This window comes from Streptomyces tatrensis, assembly GCF_049310065.1.
Taxonomy (GTDB): domain Bacteria; phylum Actinomycetota; class Actinomycetes; order Streptomycetales; family Streptomycetaceae; genus Streptomyces.
The window spans coordinates 4,014,307-4,032,569 of record NZ_JBMDLB010000011.1 but is presented as its reverse complement, the minus strand read 5'-3'; the positions used below and the strand labels follow the sequence as shown (position 1 = coordinate 4,032,569).

The window sequence follows — 18,263 nt, the reverse complement described above, 5'->3', positions numbered from 1 at the left end:
GCTCCCGGAGGAGGGGATTCCTGGCTCACGTCGCCTGGGCGGACCAGCGGCCCGTCAGGTCTTCCACGATCAGCGCCAGCCGGGTTGAGACCAGCCCGGAGAACGGCAATGCAAAGGGTGATGCGCGTGCTTGGTTCTCGCTACGCACCGCCCGCAAATCAAGTTACTCGCTTCTGTCGTGGCGCGAGTCCGATTCCTGAAGACGGCGCAATTTCCTGGAGGCTCAAGTGACCGCGACGGACTCCTCGAAGAGGGCCCCGCTGCCCATCGACCCCTCCATCGCCCCGCCCGGCACCCGCAACTTCCGCGACGCCGGCGGCATCCCCGCCGACAAGTGGCACGCCGACCAGAACGGCGAGACCCTCGTCCCCACCCACTGCTGCTTCTGCGGAGTGCAGTGCGGGATGTACCTGCGCGTGGACAAGGGCGGCAAGGTCTTCGGCGTCGAACCCCGCAACCACGACATCAACCGGATGCGGCTGTGTCCCAAGGGCATCAACGCCTACCAGCAGGTCAACCACCCCGACCGGCTGACCGCCCCGCTGATGCGGCGCTCCCGGGACGAGGAGTTCAAGGAGTGCTCCTGGGACGAGGCCCTGGACTTCACCGTCTCCGAGATCCGGCGCATCCAGGAGGCCCACGGCAACGACGCCTTCGGGCTGCTCGGCGGAGCCAGCCTGTTCTCCGAGAAGACCTACCTGGTCGGCAAGTTCGCCCGGGTCGCGCTGAAGACCAAGCACGTCGACTACAACGGCCGCCTGTGCATGGTCAGCGCCGCCGGGGCCAACAAGCTCGCCTTCGGCATCGACCGGGCCGGCAACCCCTTCTCCGACATCCTCCTCACCGACTGCCTGCTCATCGCCGGGTCGAACGTGGGGGAGTGCTTCCCCGTGATGACCCAGTACCTGTGGGGCGCCCGGGACCGCGGCGCCTCGCTGATCGTGATCGACCCGCGCGAGACGGCCATCGCCCGCACCGCCGACATCCACGTCGCGCTCAAGCCCGGCACCGACTCGGCCTTCTTCAACGCCGTGCTGAACGTGGTCATCGCCGAAGGCCTCACCGACGAGGCCTACATCGCCGCGCACACCACCGGCTGGGAAGAGGTCAAGAAGACCGTCGCCGAGTACCCGCCGTCCCGCTCCGCGGAGATCTGCGGGGTACCGGCCTCGCAGATCGTCCAGGTGGCACGCGTCTTCGCCGGCGCGGGCAAGGCCATGGCCTGGCACGCCCGCGGCATCGAGCACCACTCCCAGGGCGTCGAGAACTGCCTGTCCGTCATCAACCTGTGCGTGGCCACCGGCCACATCGGCAAGCCCGGAGCCGGCTACGGCACCATCACCGGCCAGGGCAACGGCCAGGGCGGCCGCGAACACGGTCAGAAGTCCGACATGCTGCCCGGCGGCCGCTCCATCACCAACCCGGAGCACCGCAAGCAGATCTGCCAGATCTGGGGCATCGAGGAGTCCGAACTCCCCACCGCCGGCACCTCCATGATGGAGATGGTCTGGCAGATGCAGCGAAAAGAGATCCGCGGACTCATCGGCATCTGCAACAACCCCTTCGTCTCCCTCCCCAACTACGCGGTGGTCAAGGACGGCTACGACACCGCCGAGTTCCACGCCCAGTTCGACTTCTTCCTCTCCGAGACCGCGGCCAACGCCCACGTGGTCTTCCCCGTCACCACCTGGGCCGAGGACGAGGGCGTGATGGCCAACGCCGAGGCCCGCGTCGTCAAGCACAACAAGGCCCAGGAGCCCCCCGCCGGGGTGCGCACCGACACCTGGGTCATCTGCGAGCTCGCCAGGCGCCTCGGCGCCGGCCGGCACTTCGAGTTCCCCGGCTCCCGCGAGGTGTTCGAGGAGCTGCGCGTCGCCTCCGCCGGCACGGTCAACGACTACTACGGCATCACCTACGACCGTCTCGACGAGACCGGCGGCATCGCCTGGCCCTGCCCCTCCACCGAGCACCCGGGCACCCCCCGGCTGTTCGAGGACGGCCGGACCTACCACCCCGACGGCAAGATCCACCTGCAGGTCGTGGAATGGCACCTGCCCATGGACGCCTACACCGAGGAATTCCCCCTCTCCCTCACCACCGGCCGCACCGTCGCGCACTTCCTCTCCGGCAACCAGACCCGCAGGCTGGGCGCCCTCGTCGAACAGACCCCCCGCCCCTGGGTGGAGGTCCACCCCTCGCACGGCTTCCGCAACGGCGAACCGGTCCGGGTGGTCACCCGGCGCGGCAGCGAGGTGTTCCCGGCCCTGGTCACCGAGGCGATCCGCCCCGACACCGTCTTCATCCCGTACCACTGGCCCGTCCCGACCTCCGCGAACGCCCTGACCATCGACGCCCTCGACCCCCGCTCGAAGATCCCCGAGTACAAGGTCTGCGCCGCCCGGATCGAGGCCGCCGAGCGGGTCGACGAGGTGCCCGCCCCGCCCATGCCGCCGGGTCGCGAGGCCTATCCGGAGACCCAGGTCTCCCGCACCGATCCCCTGCCCCCCACGGCCCCGCAGGGCCGTGGCACGGCGGAGAGGAGCTGACCCGCCATGATGGGCCGCACGATCTTCATCGACCCGGGTCGCTGCATCGGCTGCCAGGCCTGCGTATCGGCCTGCCGTGAGTGCGATTCGCACCGCGGCAAGTCGATGATCCACCTGGACTACACCGAACCCGGCATGTCCGTCGCCTCCCTCCCCAGCGTCTGCATGCACTGCGAGGACCCGGTCGCACCCTGCGCCGAGGTCTGTCCCGCCGACGCGATCCTGGTGACCGCCGACGGGGTGGTCCAGCAGGCCGACACCACCCGCTGCATCGGCTGCTCCAACTGCGTCAACGCCTGCCCCTTCGGCATCCCGAAGATCGACCTCCAGGCGAAGCTGCAGATGAAGTGCAACCTCTGCTACGACCGCACCGCCTACGGCCTCGCCCCCATGTGCGCGACCGTCTGCCCGACCGGTGCCCTCTTCTACGGAACCCTCGAAGAGCTCCAGGCGGAGCGCCCCGGGGTCCAGGTGGCCGACTCCTTCGTCTTCGGCGACGTCGTCGTCCAGACCGGCGTGGCCATGGTCGTCCCCGCCGACAAGGTCCAGTGGCCCGTCCCCGGCGGCCTGCCCGTCGTGGAGATCAACGGAAGGGACGTGGGATGAGCGTCACCGAGCAGCCCCCTCCGCACCCGGGCCCGGCCCCCGACGGGGGAGCGGCCGCCGACGCCGCGATCGAGCAGCTGCGCGACCGGATCAGCGCCGACTCCCTGACGACCCGCCGGGACTACCTGCGGATCGTCGCCACCGTCTCCGGAGGCCTGGCCATCGGCGGTATCGGCGTGGCCGCCGGCATCCTGCACCGGCACGGGGACAACGAGGGCCTGCCCGACCCGAAGAAGGTCGCCGAACGGCTGGCCCCCGGCGAGTCCGTGGCCTTCCGGTTCCCCGGCGAGGACGACCGGGCCCTGGCCGTGCGCCTGGGGGACGGCTCCCTCGTGGGCTACTCCGCCGTCTGCACCCACCTGGCCTGCGGCGTGCTGTGGCGCAAGGACCGGGGCCCCGACGGGGAGCTGTACTGCCCCTGCCACGAGGGTGTCTTCGACGCCCGCACCGGCGAGGTGACGGCCGGTCCGCCGCCGCGCCCGCTGCCGAGGATCTACCTGACCGAGCAGGCCGACGGCAGCGTCTGGGCCGTCGCCACCGCCCGGTCGGGAGAGCCGGCCAAGGACGCGCTCTGCCGGCAGTTCGGCGACACCCACCCGGTGGAGTCCGCCCGCCTGGGCTGCCCCGGCTCGGCCCGGGCGAGCACCACCGAGAGGAGGCCCACATGAGCGAGACACCGCTGCCGCCCCGCCCGGAGTACCACCCGGGCAGTGCCCAGCCCCGGCTCAACCGCCCCGTGCACGAGCGGTACCCGCAGATCCGCTCCACCAGCGGATACGGGGACCCCCGGATCCGGCACACGGGCCCCGGCCCGGGCGCCGGCACCGAGCAGGAGCCCGAGCGCTCCTCACGGCTCAACGCGCGCCTCGTCCTGGCCCTCACGGTCGTGATCGGCCAGCTCTGGGCGCTCACCGTGACCGTCAACGAGTGGATGAAGGGAAACACCGGCACGGCGTGGTGGGGAGCGGGATTCCTGGTCCTGTCCTTCCTCGTAGTGATCGGACTGTGGCTCCTCGACCCGAAGGACCGATGACCATGTCGATGCCCACGCCGACTCCGTCGGCACCCCGCAGCCACCGAGCCGAGAGCTACAAGCCCGGGGCCACCATCGCCGACTGGCGGCCCGAGGACGAGGGCTTCTGGCAGTCCAAGGGCCACCGGGTCGCCCAGCGCAACCTCTGGGTCTCGATCCCGGCCCTGATGCTCGGCTTCGTGGTCTGGCAGGTCTGGTCGGTGACCGTGGTCAAGCTGAACGACGTCGGCTTCGGCTTCTCGAAGTCCCAGCTGTTCTGGCTGACCGCCATCCCCGGCATCACCGGCGGCACCTTCCGGATCCTCTACACCTTCATCGGGCCGATGTTCGGCGAGCGGAAGTTCACCGCCTTCAGCACGATCATCCTGATCGCGCCGATGCTGTGGCTGGGCTTCGCGCTCCAGGACACCGGCACGCCCTACTGGGAACTGGCGCTGATCGCGGCCGTGTGCGGCATCGGCGGCGCGAACTTCGCCTCCTCGATGGCGAACATCGGCTTCTTCTTCCCCAAGCGGGAGAAGGGCAGCGCCAACGGCCTCAACGGCGGCCTCGGCAACCTCGGCGTGAGCGTGGTCCAACTGGTCGCCCCGCTGGTGGTCACCGCCGCCGTCCTGGGCGCCCCGGCGGGCGGCCCGCAGCACGACGCGAAGAAGAACACCGACATCTGGCTGCAGAACGGCGCCTTCCTCTGGGTGCCGCTCCTGGTCATCATGGCGCTGGCCGCCTGGTTCCTGATGAACGACCTGAAGGTGGCCGCGGCCCCCTTCAGCCAGCAGAAGATCATCTTCAAGCGCAAGCACAACTGGCTGATGACCTGGCTGTACGTCGGCACCTTCGGGTCCTTCATCGGCTTCGCGGCCGGACTGCCGCTGCTGATCAAGAACAACTTCGAGGCCCAGGGCTACCAGGCCACCACCTACGCCTGGATCGGCCCGTTCATCGGGGCGCTCACGCGCTGGGGCGGCGGCTGGCTCTCGGACAAGATCGGCGGGGCCAGGGTCACGATCCTGTCCTTCGTCGGCATGGCGGCGGCCCTCGTCGTGGTCATCTTCGCGCTTCCGTCCGGAGGCCAGGAGGGCAACTTCTGGCCCTTCTACATCGGCTTTCTGGTGGCCTTCGCCTTCTCCGGGCTGGGCAACGGATCGACCTTCCGGCAGATCCCGGTGATCTTCCGTGACCAGCACATGAAGGCGGCCGAGGGCAAGGGCCCCGAGGTGCAGGCAGCGGCGCTGAAGCAGTCGGAGATGGAGTCGGGAGCCGTCACCGGCTTCTCCTCGGCCATCGCGGCCTACGGCTTCTTCTTCATCCCCGCGATGTTCGCGGCCATGGCCGTCACCAACGCACTGTGGATCTTCATCGGCTTCTACGTCACGTGCCTGGTGGTGTGCTGGTGGTTCTACGCCCGCAAGGGCGCCGAGGCTCCCAGCTGAGCCGAGCCGGTGGCGGGGGCGGCCGTACCCTGGAGGCATGAGCGACGCCCCCGCCACCGACCCGCACGCCCCGAAGCCCGCCGCACGGCCGGAGTCCGCGGCCCAGCCCCGGCCGAAGGCTCGGCCGAAGCCGCGGCTGGACTTCGCAGACCCGCTGGACCAGCAGTCCTCGGACGACACCGACCGGGGCTGGGGCGAGCGGCCGCCCGCCGGCGGAAGCGCGGCCGACCTGGCCCGCTTCCTCGACGAGAAGCCCCCGCACCACGTCTGACCGGAGACCCCGCTTAGAGCCGGGGGCCCGGAGCGCCGGAGTGGACGTTCCCGCCACCCGCGCCGCGCTGGGCGATCAGCTCGTCGCGGATCTCCTTGAGGACCACCAGCTCGGTGATCTCCATGGTCTCCTGCACGCCTTCCTTCGCCTTGCGGCGCTGCTCCGCCTTGGCGAGGTACTTCGCCATCGGCAGGACCATCAGGAAATAGACGACCGCGGCGGTGATCAGGAACGTGAGCGCCGCGTTGAGCACCGAGCCCCAAAGGAGCTCCACGCCGGTCGACTTGCCGTCCGCGCCGACCGCGCAGGGGTCCTTGATGCAGGTCTTGTAGGCGTCCAGGCTCTGCGTGCCGATGAGTCCGATCACCGGGCTGATCAGGCCCTTCACGACGGAGTTCACGATGTTCGTGAACGCGGCACCGATGACCACGGCTACCGCCAGGTCGACCACGTTGCCGCGCATCAGGAAGGCCTTGAAGCCTGCCAGGATGCTCTCCTTCTTCTTCTCGCTCACCAGTGAGCCTTTCTTCGTATCTGCCGAACATGGAGCCAACGGTTCCGAAAGCTACGGCAGTTTGGGCCGGGCCTGTCCAATCGACCCTCACCCCACGGTGACTTGGCCGCACGTTCGTACGATTCAACACAACGTCACCGCCAGTCGGGACACGGTCCCCGCCCCCACCAGAGCCCGCGCGGTATCCCGGGGGACGGACAGCACCACCAGCGCCCCGCCGTCCCCAACGCCCGCTTCCGGAGCGGGTACTTCGGCGACCCGGGCCCCCGCCGCCACCACCCGGGGCGGCCCGCCGCGCTCCGCCGCGACCACGTCCACCCGGTCCCCGGGCCGGAGCAGCCGCACCGTCGCCGCGTCCGCGATGCGCACCGGCGCCGACACCAGCCGCACCGCCGCCGGAGGAGGCTGCGCCGCGGGCGGTGCGGAGCCCCGCGAGGCCCGCGCCTCGGTGCCGCCCACCGCCAGTACGGCCGCCACGACGGCCAGCCCGGCCGCGGCCCCGCGCCGCCGGCGCCGCACCGCCCTGCGCAGCCGGTCCCCGGCCCGCCCCACGCGGAGCGGGGCGAAGAGGGGAACGGAGCGCGCGGGAGGACACGTAGCGGAAGAGGGGTGCCGGGGGACGGGGGAGGGGCGCACCGGGGTGTGGGCGTGGGGCGTGGAGAGGGTCGAGGGGAAAGGGACGCGGGAGTTCGCGGTCATGACGGCCACCACCAGAGGGAGCGAGTCCGGATCCGGGACCCGGAGTCCGGACCCAGCGCCCGGACGTCCCTCACGATCCGCCGTCCCGCCGGATCCCGCTCGGCCCTGTGGATGATCCCCAGCCTGTGGATATCCTCGTCACCGTGCCTAACAGGCGGGATGGACTGGTCAGGAGCAGCTACAGCAGCAGACGGTCGCGGACCGGGCGACGTTGCGCCGAACAGCTACCGGGATTATCGCTGCGCATCGGGCTTCAGCCCGGTTGTGAGGCCGTTCTGGTCGGTCCTCTGACGTGCAGGCCGGCGCGGACGATTCTGTTGCATCCGTGTCGGCGAACATCCGGTGCCGGTATTTCGTCATGAAATCCCAGTGACATCTCTCGGGCAGGCCAATGTCGGTCATTTTGCGTATCGGGATATGCCGGTTGTCTCTCGTCGGCACGATGAGTGTGTGAAAGCGGACTTGGGGCGCAAGTATCGTGCGTACCCCACCGAGGATCAGGGCGAGGTCCTGACCAGTTGGGGTCATACGGCACGCGCTCTGTGGAATGTGGCGCTGGAACAGCGGGTGTACCTGTGGGTGCAGCGCCGGTACACCCTGAGGTCTGTAGAGCAATGCAGACATCTGACGGCCGCCCGCGCGGATCTCGACTGGATCGGCGACCTGCCCGCGCAGACGGGACAGCAGATCCTGCGTCATCTGGACAGCGCTTACGACAACTTCTGGAACCCTGAGCACCCGGCCCAGTTTCCGATACGGAAGAAGCGCGGACATCGCCTGGCGATTCCGTTTCCTGGACAGGCGGTCAAAGTCCGAAAGCTCAACCGGCATTGGGCTGAGGCGCGTCTGCCGAAACTCGGCTGGTTGCGGTTCCGCCTCTCGCGCGCCATCGGGGGCGTGGTCCGCAACGCCACCGTGTCCCAGGACGGCACCGGCTGGCACATCTCCTTCGGTGTCCACACCGGCCGGAAGCCGGACGCGCCGAATGGAAAACCCGGATGTGGTGTGGACTTCGGGATCGCCGCGTCCGCGTTCGTGTCCACCGAGGCCACACCCCGCCTCATGCCTCAGACGCTCACCGCCAGCGAAAAGAAGCGACTCAAGGCTCTGGAGCAGCGCAAGGCCCGCCAGATCACCTACGCGAAGAAGTGCAGCGGAGGGAAGTTCAGCCGTCGTCTGCGCACGACGATCGCCCAGATCGCGAAGCTCACCACCCGTCGGGCAAACCGACGTCAGGACTTCACGCACAAGCTCACCACCGATCTCGCCAAAAGCCACGGCCTGATCGGTATCGAGGACCTTCGCGTGAAGAACATGACTGCCTCAGCGAAGGGCAGCGCCGAGAGGCCAGGCAACAACGTCCGGGCCAAGGCCGGAGTCAACCGGTCCATCCTTGACAACACACCCGGTGAACGACGGCGCCAGCTGGAGTACAAAACCCGAATGTACGGGTCCGTACTTGTAGCCGTCCCGCCGTTCCACACTTCTCAGACCTGCGCCAAGTGCGGCCAGGTCGATTCTGAATCCCGCAAGGGATGCGGTCGGTTGTTCGCCTGCGCCCGGTGTGGGCACGAGGACGACGCCGACCACAACGCCTCGGTCGAGATCGAGGCCCGAGCCCGCCGGACGGGTGGCTCGGATATCAACAGCACGCGCAGCGCCCCCAGGGTGCGAGTCCCGGCCACAGGCCGGAGGCGGATGCGTGAAGCCCCGAAGCCCGCTCACGCGAGCTGAAGGGAATCGCCCTCACTCATGAGGGCGAGGATCGTCAAGGCAGCTCGATGCCCAGGTCCCAGCCGTCGTGGGCGTGGGTGCACAGGCAGGCGCGGGATTCCGTCGGGGGCAGGGCGGCCACCGCGTCGAAGAGGACCTCGCGCAGGCGGCCGACGTTCTCGCCGAAGACCTTGAGGACCTCCGTGTGCGAGACGCCCTCGCCCGTCTCCGCGCCCGCGTCCAGGTCGGTGACCAGGGCCATCGAGGTGTAGCAGAGCCCCAGCTCGCGCGCGAGGACGGCCTCCGGGTGGCCCGTCATGCCGACGACCGACCAGCCGGCCGCGGCGTGCCAGCGGGACTCGGCGCGCGTGGAGAAGCGCGGCCCCTCGATGACGACCATGGTGCCGCCGTCGACCGGCTCCCACTCCCGCCCGCGCGCCGCCGACAGCGCCACCGAGCGGCCCACCGGGCAGTACGGGTCGGCGAAGGTGGTGTGCACGACGTTGGGGACCGAGCCGTCGGGGAGCGGCTCCCCGTCGAAGAAGGTCTGGGCACGGGACTTCGTACGGTCGACCAGCTGGTCGGGGACGAGCAGGGTGCCCGGGCCGTACTCGGGGCGCAGGCCGCCGACCGCGCAGGGGCCCAGCACCTGGCGGACGCCCACGGAACGCAGCGCCCACAGGTTGGCCCGGTAGTTGATCTTGTGCGGGGGGACGGTGTGGCTGCGGCCGTGCCGGGGCAGGAAGGCCACGGTGCGGCCGGCGAGCTCGCCGAGGTAGAGGGAGTCGCTGGGGGGTCCGTAAGGCGTCTCCACCTGGATCTCGGAGACGTCCTCCAGGAAGGAGTAGAAGCCCGATCCGCCGATGACACCGATCTCTGCATTCGCCATGCGGTCACCCTAACGGGGCACGCCGAAGGCCCCGCTGTCCGGTGGGGACGGCAGGGCCTCGGATGAAGCTGTTACGGCCGGTGAGGCCTTGGAGCGCGTCAGGCGGCCGACGAGCTCGACGACGACGAGGAGGTCGAGGTCGAGGACGAAGACGACGAAGCCGTCGAGGACGCGGCCGGGGTGGCGGCCGGCGTCGACGCGGGCTTCGAGGCAGGGGTGCTGCTCGACGAAGCGCCGCGGCTGTCGTTCCGGTAGAAACCGGATCCCTTGAAGACGATGCCGACCGCTGAGAACACCTTCTTCAGGCGTCCGTCGCAGCTCGGGCACACGGTCAGTGCGTCATCGGTGAACTTCTGCACGGCCTCAAGGCCCTCACCGCACTCGGTGCACTGGTACTGGTAGGTCGGCACGAATTTCCTCCTGGCACTCTGACTCAATGAGTGCTAACGACGCTCCATGGTGACGTATTCCGGCGGATCAGTCCACCGTCACCGGCACGCGGTGACCGAGACCACGCTCGTTCACACCCGCGGCGGGTGCCGCGGAGGTGGCCGAGGCGGCCGGCTTGGACGAGCTGACGATCCGGCTCGGGGCCTTCGGGGCAAGCTTCGCACGCAGCGCCAGCAGGATCGCCAGAGCGAGCACGGTGGCCACCATCGGCACGAGGAACCCGTACGAGGACCCGTGCGCGTCCGTCAGGCGGCCGGCCAGGGTCACTGCGCCGGCCTGCCCGAAGGCGACGCCGCCGGTGAGCCAGGTGAAGGCCTCGGTCCGCGAGGTGGCCGGGACCAGCTGCTCGATCATGGTGTAGCCGGTGATCAGCGCGGGGGCGATGCACAGACCGACGACCAGGCCGAGCGCGCCGAGCAGGATCATCGAGTTCGCGGCCCACAGGACCGAGGCGGCCGCGGTGAGTCCGATGTAGCCGAGGATCAGGCGGCGGCGGGGGCCGATCTTCCAGGCGATCGCGCCGCAGGCGATGCCGGCGATCATGTTGCCCGCGGCGAAGACGCCGTAGAGCAGACCGTTGGCGCCCGGGTTGCCGATCTCCTCGGAGAAGGCGGCGAGCGAGACCTGCATGCCGCCGAAGACGGCGCCGATGCCGATGAAGGCGACGATCAGGACGCGCAGGCCGTGGAACGACAGGGCCGGGGCGTGCTTCTCACCGTGCGCCGGGCGGGCGACGGGCTTGGGCTGCGTGGCGCGCTGGGCGGCGAAGAGCAGGCCGCCGATCAGGGTCAGCGCGGCCTCGGTGACCAGACCGGCCGCCGGGTTGATGCCGGTGCACAGCGCGGTGGCGAGCACCGGGCCGACGACGAAGGTGAACTCGTCGGTGACGGACTCGAATGCCGCGGCCGTGGGCAGCAGCGGGGAGCCCTCGAGCTTGGCCGCCCAGCGGGACCGGACCATGGGTCCGACCTGCGGGACGGATGCACCGGCGGGGACGGCCGCCAGTGCGAGCGCCCAGATGGGCGCACCCAGCAGCGCGAACGCCACCAGGGAGCTGACTGCGGTGGCGTGGGCGAGGGCCACCGGGACCAGGACGGCGCTCTGGCCGTGGCGGTCGATGAGCTTGCCCATGACCGGGGCGAACACGGCCATGGAGATACCGGTGAAGGCGGCGACGATGCCGGCGCTGCCGTAGGAACCGGTGGTGTGCTGGACCAGCAGCAGGATGCTGATCGTCAGCATGCCGAAGGGGAGTCGCGCGGCGAATCCCGGGAGAACGAAGCCGAGGGCGCCGGGCGTGCGCAGGAGCTGCCCGTAGCCGGGTCGGGTGGACGTGGCGGACTTGTCGGTCGTGACCGCGGATGTCACGGCCTGGCCTTTCCGCTGCCTGGTAGAACTCCCCGTCTGCGGACGATGCGGCGCCTTGTGAGCGATCGCACCCGTACATGTGGGAGCCCCGAGAGCTGTCCTCTTGCGCAAAACCGAGTGATACCTGGGCGCCCACTGCGGGAGGGTGCCACGGCCGCTTTGCGGTCGCGCCAGCTCTGCGTCAGACAGAGTTGGTTCGATGTGTTGTTCCTTAATCGTACAGGCAGATCCCCCGATACGCCCTGTGATTCTGGCTACAGGGCGTGTCTTCACCTGCGATTAACTGGAGCTTCGCATTCAGGTCCCATGTAAACAGGGTCGAATGCGGACAGAAAGCATCGAAATCGATGAATTAGAGCGTCGCTCTAACTCTTGGCGGGCCTCTTCGAGGCCCCTTTGCCAGACCCCTTGCCGGCCCCTTTGGCCTTCCCGCCGCCGCTGCGGCTGCCGCCGCCCCCGCCGCCGTCCCCGCCGGTCCCCAGCCAGCCCGCCAGCTTGCCGCCCCGGGCCACCGCACGCAGCCGTGCCTCCGCCGCGTCCCGTACCGGGTCCGTGGCCACCACCAGCAGCTCGTCCCCGCGCCGCAGCACCGTCGACGGCGCCGGTACGAAGCTCCGCGCGTCCCGTACGACCAGCGTGACGGAGGCCCCCGGCGGCAGCCGGAGCTCGCTCACCTCGACGCCGTGCATCCGCGAGGCGGGCGGGATCGCGAAGGACAGCAGGTGCCCGCGCAGCTTCTCCAGCGGCGCCGACTCGATCCCCAGGTCGGAGGCGGCCTCGTCGCTGTTGCCCAGCTTCAGCTTGCGCGCGAGCCAGGGCAGGGTCGGGCCCTGGACCAGGGTGTAGACGACGACCAGGACGAAGACGATGTTGAAGACGCGCTCGCTGCCCTCGATCCCGGACACCATCGGGATGGTCGCCAGGATGATGGGCACGGCCCCGCGCAGGCCCGCCCAGGACATGAGCGCCTGCTCCTGCCAGGGCAGCCGGAAGGGCAGCAGCGAGACGAAGACCTCCAGCGGCCGGGCCACCATCGTCAGGACCAGCCCGATGATCACCGCCGGCCAGAAGTCGTGGATCAGCTCGTGCGGGGTGACCAGCAGGCCCAGCAGTACGAACATGCCGATCTGGGCGATCCAGCCGAGCCCGTCCGCGAATCCCCGGGTGGCGGGCCAGTGGGGGAGCTTCGCGTTCCCGAGCACCATCGCCGCCAGGTACACCGCGAGGAAGCCGGAGCCGTGCGCCATCGCGCCGGCCGCGTAGGCGGTGATCGCGATCGCCATCACGGCGATCGGGTAGAGGCCCGAGGCGGGCAGGGCCACGTGCCGCAGCCCGTACGAGCCCAGGAAGCCCACCGAGAGGCCGATCGCGACGCCGATCGCGAGCTCCAGCGCGATCTTCCCCAGGAGGACGTACCACTGGTCGACCGGTCCGACGGTCGCGAAGGCCACGACCAGGATGACGACGGGGGCGTCGTTGAAGCCGGACTCGGCCTCCAGCACGCCCGTCACCCGGGAGGGGAGCGGGACCTTGCGCAGGACCGAGAAGACCGCCGCCGCGTCGGTCGAGGAGACGACCGCGCCGATCAGCAGGGCTTGCCGCCATTCGAGGCCGACCAGATAGTGCGCGCCCGCCGCGGTCACGCTCACGCTGACGGCGACGCCGACCAGCGACAGCACGATCGCGGCCGGCAGGGCCGGCTTGATCTCTTTCCACTTCGTGCCCAGACCACCCTCGGCGAGGATCACCACGAGGGCGGCATAGCCGATCACCTGGGTCAGCTCGGCGTTGTCGAATACGACGTTGCCGATGCCGTCCTGGCCTATCGCGATGCCTATGCCGAGGTAAATGAGCAGGCTGGGGAGTCCGCTGCGCGAAGAGACGCGTACCGCCGCCACGGCGACGAGAAGCACGAGCGAGCAGACCAGCATCAGCTCATTGAGCGTGTGGACAGTCAGCGGGCGGCCCTTTCCTCGATGTGCCAGGCGACGGCGGAACGGCGGACGTCGGGCTGACGGATCGTTCCGGCGCGGGCACGGACGGCAAGTACTTCGTTACCTTACCTAATCTTTGGCGCGCCCTTTACTCGTTAGCCACATTGTGAAACGCCTGCGGGCCCCTGTCCTCGTGACCCCTCGTCACGAGCCGTCGGCAAGGGGCGGACCACGAGCTCGACCCCTGGCGGATCAACGGGGGTGGTCCTGCGCCTATGGTTGCTCCCAGCACTCCCAGGACCACCCTGCCCCTCTAAGGACAGCGATGCCCGCCAACGAAACCGCCCCTTCCGTCAAGAAGAAGGGACGACGCGCCCGTCTGATCGTGCTCGTCCTGGTGCTGGCGCTCTTCGCTGGCCTCGGGTACGGGGCGTACTGGAGCGTGGACAGCGTGCGGGCCTCGTTCCCGCAGACCACCGGCTCCCTCAAGGTGCCCGGCCTGACCGGGACCGTCGACGTCAAGCGCGACGCCAACGGAATCCCCCAGCTGTACGCCGACTCCGACGACGACCTCTTCCGCGCGCAGGGCTTCGTGCACGCGCAGGACCGGTTCTGGGAGATGGACGTACGCCGCCACATGACCTCCGGGCGGCTCTCCGAGATGTTCGGCTCCGGCCAGGTCGAGACGGACGCCTTCCTGCGCACGCTCGGCTGGCGCCAGGTCGCGCAGCAGGAGTACGACACCAAGCTGTCGCCGGGGACGAAGAAGTACCTGCAGGCCTACGCCGACGGGGTCAACGCGTACCTGAAGGGGAAGTCCGGCAAGGACCTCTCCGTCGAGCACGCCGCCCTCAAGCTCAGCGAGGACTACGCGCCCGAGCAGTGGACCCCGGTCGACTCGGTGGCGTGGCTCAAGGCGATGGCCTGGGACCTGCGCGGCAACATGCAGGACGAGATCGACCGCGCGCTGATGACGGGCAAGCTCTCGCAGGCGCAGATCAACGACCTCTACCCGCCGTACCCCTTCGACCGGAACCGTCCGATCGTCGAGGGCGGCACCGTCAAGGGCGGGAAGTACGCCCCCGCGGCCGGTCCCGGCTCCGGCAGCCCCGTGGGCTCCGGCACCGGCGGGCAGGGCGGCGCCACCGGCTCCCAGGTCTCCACCGGGACCACCGGCGAGACCGGTCTGGCCGGCAACGCCACCGCCCAGGGCGCCACCGTGGGCCTGCGCACCTCGCTGAGCGCGCTGGCCGACACCCTCGACACGATCCCCGCGATCCTCGGCCCCGCCGGCAGCGGCATCGGCTCGAACTCCTGGGTCGTCGCCGGCAAGTACACGACCACCGGCAAGCCGCTGCTCGCGAACGACCCGCACCTCTCCCCGCAGCTGCCCTCGGTCTGGTACCAGATGGGCCTGCACTGCCGGGCGGCCTCGGCCTCGTGCCAGTACGACGTGGCCGGCTACACCTTCTCCGGCATGCCGGGCGTGATCATCGGCCACAACACCGACATCGCCTGGGGCATGACCAACCTCGGCGCCGACGTCACCGACCTCTACCTGGAGCAGGTCAGGCCCGAGGGCTACGTCTACGACAACAAGGTGCTCCCCTTCACCACCCGCGAAGAGGTCATCAAGATCGCCGGTGGCGGCGAGAAGAAGATCACCGTCCGGTCCACCAACAACGGCCCGCTGATCTCCGACCGCAGCGACGAGATCACCACGGTCGGCGCCCGCGCCCCCGTGACCAGCGCCGCCCCGGACCGCGGCAACGGCTACGGGGTCTCCCTGCGGTGGACCGCGCTGGACCCCGGCAAGTCGATGGACGCGGTCTTCTCGATCAACCGGGCCAAGAACTTCCAGGAGTTCCGCACCGCGGCCCGCGACTTCGAGGTCCCCTCGCAGAACCTGATCTACGCGGACAGCAAGGGCGCCAACGGCAACATCGGCTACCAGGCCCCCGGCCGCATCCCGATCCGCGGCGGCGGCGCCGACGGCAGGATGCCGACCCCGGGCTGGGACTCCAAGTACGCCTGGAAGGGCGGCAAGGACGGCAACGCCGGCTACGTCCCGCAGGACGAGATGCCGTGGGTGCTCAACCCCGAACGCGGCTTCATCGTGACCGCCAACCAGGCCGTCACCGAGAGCGGCACCGGCCCGGGCAAGTACCCGTACCTGCTGACCACCGACTGGGGCTACGGCGCCCGCAGCCAGCGGATCAACGACCTCATCGAGGCGAAGACCAAGGACAGCGGGAAGATCTCCACCGACGACATGCGCACCATGCAGATGGACAACAGCAGCGAGATCGCCGCGCTGCTGACCCCGATGCTGGCCAAGATCGACGTCTCGGACCCGGACGTCCGCTCCGCCCAGAAGCTGCTGGAGGGCTGGAACTACACCCAGGAGCCCGACTCGGCGGCCGCCGCGTACTTCAACGCGGTCTGGCGCAACATCCTCAAGCTGGCCTTCGGCGACAAGATGCCCAAGGAGCTCCGGGTCGAGGGCAGTTGCATGAACGTCCCCGAGCAGACCACCGGACCGGCCGACGACCTCGCCAAGATGGTCCGCGAATGCGGTGAGCGCAGCTCCGACTCGGCGCAGCCGGACGGCGGGGACCGCTGGTTCGAGGTGGTCCGCCGCCTGGTCAAGGACGAGAAGTCGCAGTGGTGGCAGGCACCCGCCGTGGGCCGCACCGTGGCCGCCACCACCAACCGCGACCAGCTCTTCGCGCGGGCCATGAAGGACGCCCGCTGGGAGCTGACCGCCAAGCTCGGCAAGGACCAGTCGACCTGGAGCTGGGGCCGGCTGCACCAGCTGATGCTGAAGAACCAGACGATCGGCACCGAGGGCCCCGGCTACCTCCAGTGGCTCCTCAACCGCGGCCCCTGGAACCTGGGCGGCGGCGAGGCCACCGTCAACGCGACCGGCTGGAACGCCTCCAGCGGGTACGGGGTCACCTGGGTGCCGTCGATGCGTATGGTCGTGAACCTCGCCGACTTCGACAAGTCCCGCTGGATCAACCTGACGGGCGCCTCAGGGCACGCGTACCACGACCACTACACGGACCAGACGACGATGTGGGCCAAGGGCGAACTGCTGGACTGGCCCTTCGGCAAGGACGCCGTGGCCAAGGCCACGGTCGACACCCTGACCCTCCAGCCCGAGGGTTCGTGACCGAGGGGACCGCGGGGACCGCAGGGTCTACGCGCTGAAGCGGAGCACCCCCGACGGGGTGGCCACCGCTCGTACGGGGTGGTCGTGCGGTTCCTCCGGGACCCGCGCGACCACCTCGTCGTCGTAGAGCAGCACGACCAGCGCGGGATGCGCCCCGGCGCGCTCCAGCCGTTCCAGCACCCGGTCGTACGAGCCTCCGCCCCGCCCGAGCCGCATCCCCCGCCGGTCCACGGCCAGTCCGGGCAGCAGTACGGCGTCGGCGCCGGTCACCGCGTCCGGGCCGAGGCGGGGGCCGGCCGGCTCCAGGAGCCGCATCTTCCCCGGGTGCGCGGCCTCGGCCAGGCTCCCGGGGCCTTCGTACGCCGCCCAGTCGAGGTCGTTGTCGGGCAGCAGGACGGGCAGCAGCACGCGGGTGCCGGCTGCCCGGAGGGCGTCGAGCAGCTCGCGGGTGCCCGGTTCGGAGCCGATGGAGACGTAGGCGGCCACGGTGCGGGCGGAGCTGATCTCGGGCAGCTCCAGGGCGGAGCGGGAGAGGGCGCGGGCCGCTGCGCGCAGGGTGTCGGCGGACAGGGCGCGCCGGGCCGCGAGGAGTTCACGGCGCAGATCCGTCTTGGCCGTTGACGGCCGGTTCTCTGTCACGGTTGGCTCGTATCCCTTTCTATGGGGGTAAACCTGATCATGTTCATCTGAATCTCACTCGGGCCTCATGACGAAGCACTATCGTTCCGCCCATGACTCAGTTGCACCCCGTGATCAAAAAGGCCGTCATCCCGGCCGCGGGCCTCGGCACTCGGTTCCTTCCCGCAACCAAGGCGACGCCCAAGGAAATGCTTCCTGTGGTGGACAAGCCGGCCATCCAGTACGTCGTCGAGGAGGCCGTGTCGGCCGGCCTCGACGACATTCTCATGATCACGGGCCGTAACAAGCGCGCTCTCGAAGACCACTTCGACCGCAATTACGAGCTCGAGTCCGCACTCATCGCCAAGGGCGACGACGACAAGCTGAAGAAGGTCCAGGAGTCCAGCGACCTGGCCACCATGCACTACGTCCGCCAGGGCGACCCCCGGGGCCTGGGCCACGCCGTGCTGTGCGCCGAGCCGCACGTCGGCGACGAACCCTTCGCCGTCCTGCTCGGCGACGACCTCATCGACCCCCGCGACCCGCTGCTGCGCCGGATGACGGAGATCCAGCAGCGCGCGGGCGGCACCGTGGTCGCGCTGATGGAGGTCGACCCCTCCCAGGTGCACCTCTACGGCTGCGCCGCGGTCGAGCGCACCGGCGAGTCGGACGTGGTCCGCATCACCGGTCTCGTGGAGAAGCCGGACGCCGCGGACGCGCCCAGCAATTACGCGGTCATCGGACGATACGTCCTCGATCCGGCGATCTTCGGCATACTGCGTGAGACCGAGCCGGGCCGCGGCGGTGAGATCCAGCTGACCGACGCCCTGCAGAAGCTGGCCGCCGACGAGACCGTCGGCGGCCCGGTGCACGGCGTGGTCTTCCGGGGCCGCCGCTACGACACCGGGGACCGCGGGGACTACCTGCGGGCCATCGTCCGACTCGCGTGCGAGCGTGAGGACCTGGGCCCGGAGTTCCGTGCCTGGCTTCACCATTACGTCACGGAGGAGATGTAGG

Annotated in this window: 16 protein-coding genes; 9 read left to right on the top strand and 7 right to left on the bottom strand. The window is 69.8% G+C overall.

What is annotated here, in order from left to right; all coding sequences use genetic code 11:
• Positions 1-227: 227 nt before the first annotated feature.
• The 6 genes from ACODT5_RS33885 to ACODT5_RS33860 are packed head-to-tail and all read left to right on the top strand — an operon-like array spanning position 228 to position 5,886.
• Positions 228-2,546, top strand: coding sequence for a molybdopterin oxidoreductase family protein (locus ACODT5_RS33885; RefSeq protein WP_422522903.1), 2,319 nt, complete (start codon positions 228-230; stop codon positions 2,544-2,546).
• Positions 2,547-2,552: 6 nt separating this feature from the next.
• Positions 2,553-3,152, top strand: coding sequence for a 4Fe-4S dicluster domain-containing protein (locus ACODT5_RS33880; protein WP_422522902.1), 600 nt, complete (start codon positions 2,553-2,555; stop codon positions 3,150-3,152).
• Positions 3,149-3,820: a QcrA and Rieske domain-containing protein gene (locus ACODT5_RS33875; protein WP_422522901.1), complete on the top strand. Its 672-nt coding sequence runs from the start codon at positions 3,149-3,151 to the stop codon at positions 3,818-3,820. The genes ACODT5_RS33880 and ACODT5_RS33875 overlap by 4 nt, the downstream gene beginning before the upstream one ends.
• On the top strand, positions 3,817-4,185 hold the full coding sequence (locus tag ACODT5_RS33870) for a hypothetical protein (RefSeq protein ID WP_422522900.1): 369 nt from the start codon (positions 3,817-3,819) through the stop codon (positions 4,183-4,185). Before ACODT5_RS33875 ends, ACODT5_RS33870 begins: the two co-directional genes overlap by 4 nt.
• Before the next feature lie 2 nt (positions 4,186-4,187).
• Complete coding sequence (locus ACODT5_RS33865; protein WP_422522899.1) at positions 4,188-5,615, top strand: NarK family nitrate/nitrite MFS transporter; 1,428 nt, start codon at positions 4,188-4,190, stop codon at positions 5,613-5,615.
• A gap of 37 nt (positions 5,616-5,652) precedes the next feature.
• Positions 5,653-5,886 carry a hypothetical protein gene (locus tag ACODT5_RS33860; RefSeq protein ID WP_422522898.1) on the top strand — a complete coding sequence of 78 codons (234 nt, stop codon included), beginning with the start codon at positions 5,653-5,655 and terminating at the stop codon, positions 5,884-5,886.
• Positions 5,887-5,899: 13 nt separating this feature from the next.
• Here ACODT5_RS33860 and mscL read toward each other — a convergent pair whose 3' ends face one another.
• Both mscL and ACODT5_RS33850 read right to left on the bottom strand, forming a co-directional pair.
• The gene (gene mscL, locus ACODT5_RS33855) at positions 5,900-6,403 is read right to left on the bottom strand and encodes a large conductance mechanosensitive channel protein MscL (protein WP_422525123.1); all 504 of its coding nucleotides are present in this window, start codon (positions 6,401-6,403) and stop codon (positions 5,900-5,902) included.
• A 120-nt stretch (positions 6,404-6,523) separates the two neighbouring features.
• Positions 6,524-7,099 (bottom strand): hypothetical protein, encoded by a 576-nt coding sequence (locus ACODT5_RS33850; RefSeq protein ID WP_422522897.1) that lies wholly within the window; start codon positions 7,097-7,099, stop codon positions 6,524-6,526.
• 450 nt (positions 7,100-7,549) lie between these two features.
• On the opposite strand from ACODT5_RS33850, the gene ACODT5_RS33845 reads away from it, so the two are divergent.
• Positions 7,550-8,833: an RNA-guided endonuclease InsQ/TnpB family protein gene (locus tag ACODT5_RS33845; RefSeq protein ID WP_422522896.1), complete on the top strand. Its 1,284-nt coding sequence runs from the start codon at positions 7,550-7,552 to the stop codon at positions 8,831-8,833.
• A gap of 34 nt (positions 8,834-8,867) precedes the next feature.
• On the opposite strand, the gene ACODT5_RS33840 is transcribed toward ACODT5_RS33845, so the two are convergent.
• The 4 genes from ACODT5_RS33840 to ACODT5_RS33825 form a co-directional block, all read right to left on the bottom strand.
• Complete coding sequence (locus ACODT5_RS33840; protein ID WP_422522895.1) at positions 8,868-9,701, bottom strand: S-methyl-5'-thioadenosine phosphorylase; 834 nt, start codon at positions 9,699-9,701, stop codon at positions 8,868-8,870.
• 98 nt (positions 9,702-9,799) lie between these two features.
• Positions 9,800-10,111: an FmdB family zinc ribbon protein gene (locus tag ACODT5_RS33835; protein ID WP_422522894.1), complete on the bottom strand. Its 312-nt coding sequence runs from the start codon at positions 10,109-10,111 to the stop codon at positions 9,800-9,802.
• Positions 10,112-10,178: 67 nt separating this feature from the next.
• On the bottom strand, positions 10,179-11,519 hold the full coding sequence (locus tag ACODT5_RS33830; protein WP_422522893.1) for an MFS transporter: 1,341 nt from the start codon (positions 11,517-11,519) through the stop codon (positions 10,179-10,181).
• A 365-nt stretch (positions 11,520-11,884) separates the two neighbouring features.
• A complete protein-coding gene (locus tag ACODT5_RS33825) occupies positions 11,885-13,450 on the bottom strand; it encodes a potassium/proton antiporter (protein WP_422522892.1) in 1,566 nt (521 codons plus the stop codon).
• A 328-nt stretch (positions 13,451-13,778) separates the two neighbouring features.
• Here ACODT5_RS33825 and ACODT5_RS33820 point away from each other — a divergent pair, with 328 nt between their 5' ends.
• On the top strand, positions 13,779-16,628 hold the full coding sequence (locus ACODT5_RS33820) for a penicillin acylase family protein (RefSeq protein ID WP_422522891.1): 2,850 nt from the start codon (positions 13,779-13,781) through the stop codon (positions 16,626-16,628).
• Between the two features lie 27 nt (positions 16,629-16,655).
• On the opposite strand, the gene ACODT5_RS33815 is transcribed toward ACODT5_RS33820, so the two are convergent.
• Positions 16,656-17,267, bottom strand: a complete 612-nt coding sequence (locus tag ACODT5_RS33815; protein ID WP_422522890.1) for a 5-formyltetrahydrofolate cyclo-ligase — start codon at positions 17,265-17,267, stop codon at positions 16,656-16,658.
• 92 nt (positions 17,268-17,359) lie between these two features.
• On the opposite strand from ACODT5_RS33815, the gene galU reads away from it, so the two are divergent.
• Positions 17,360-18,262, top strand: a complete 903-nt coding sequence (gene galU / locus ACODT5_RS33810) for a UTP--glucose-1-phosphate uridylyltransferase GalU (RefSeq protein ID WP_385377871.1) — start codon at positions 17,360-17,362, stop codon at positions 18,260-18,262.
• Position 18,263 lies beyond the last annotated feature (1 nt).

What these genes read in the sequence shown, in the direction of transcription:
- ACODT5_RS33880 (WP_422522902.1), top strand. Translation starts at nt 2,553, where the DNA reads ATGATGGGCCGCACGATCTTCATCGACCCGGGTCGCTGCATCGGCTGC.
- ACODT5_RS33875 (WP_422522901.1), top strand. Translation starts at nt 3,149, where the DNA reads ATGAGCGTCACCGAGCAGCCCCCTCCGCACCCGGGCCCGGCCCCCGAC.
- ACODT5_RS33870 (WP_422522900.1), top strand. Translation starts at nt 3,817, where the DNA reads ATGAGCGAGACACCGCTGCCGCCCCGCCCGGAGTACCACCCGGGCAGT.
- ACODT5_RS33865 (WP_422522899.1), top strand. Translation starts at nt 4,188, where the DNA reads ATGTCGATGCCCACGCCGACTCCGTCGGCACCCCGCAGCCACCGAGCC.
- ACODT5_RS33860 (WP_422522898.1), top strand. Translation starts at nt 5,653, where the DNA reads ATGAGCGACGCCCCCGCCACCGACCCGCACGCCCCGAAGCCCGCCGCA.
- ACODT5_RS33850 (WP_422522897.1), bottom strand. Translation starts at nt 7,099, where the DNA reads ATGACCGCGAACTCCCGCGTCCCTTTCCCCTCGACCCTCTCCACGCCC.
- ACODT5_RS33840 (WP_422522895.1), bottom strand. Translation starts at nt 9,701, where the DNA reads ATGGCGAATGCAGAGATCGGTGTCATCGGCGGATCGGGCTTCTACTCC.
- ACODT5_RS33825 (WP_422522892.1), bottom strand. Translation starts at nt 13,450, where the DNA reads ATGCTGGTCTGCTCGCTCGTGCTTCTCGTCGCCGTGGCGGCGGTACGC.
- ACODT5_RS33820 (WP_422522891.1), top strand. Translation starts at nt 13,779, where the DNA reads ATGCCCGCCAACGAAACCGCCCCTTCCGTCAAGAAGAAGGGACGACGC.
- galU (WP_385377871.1), top strand. Translation starts at nt 17,360, where the DNA reads ATGACTCAGTTGCACCCCGTGATCAAAAAGGCCGTCATCCCGGCCGCG.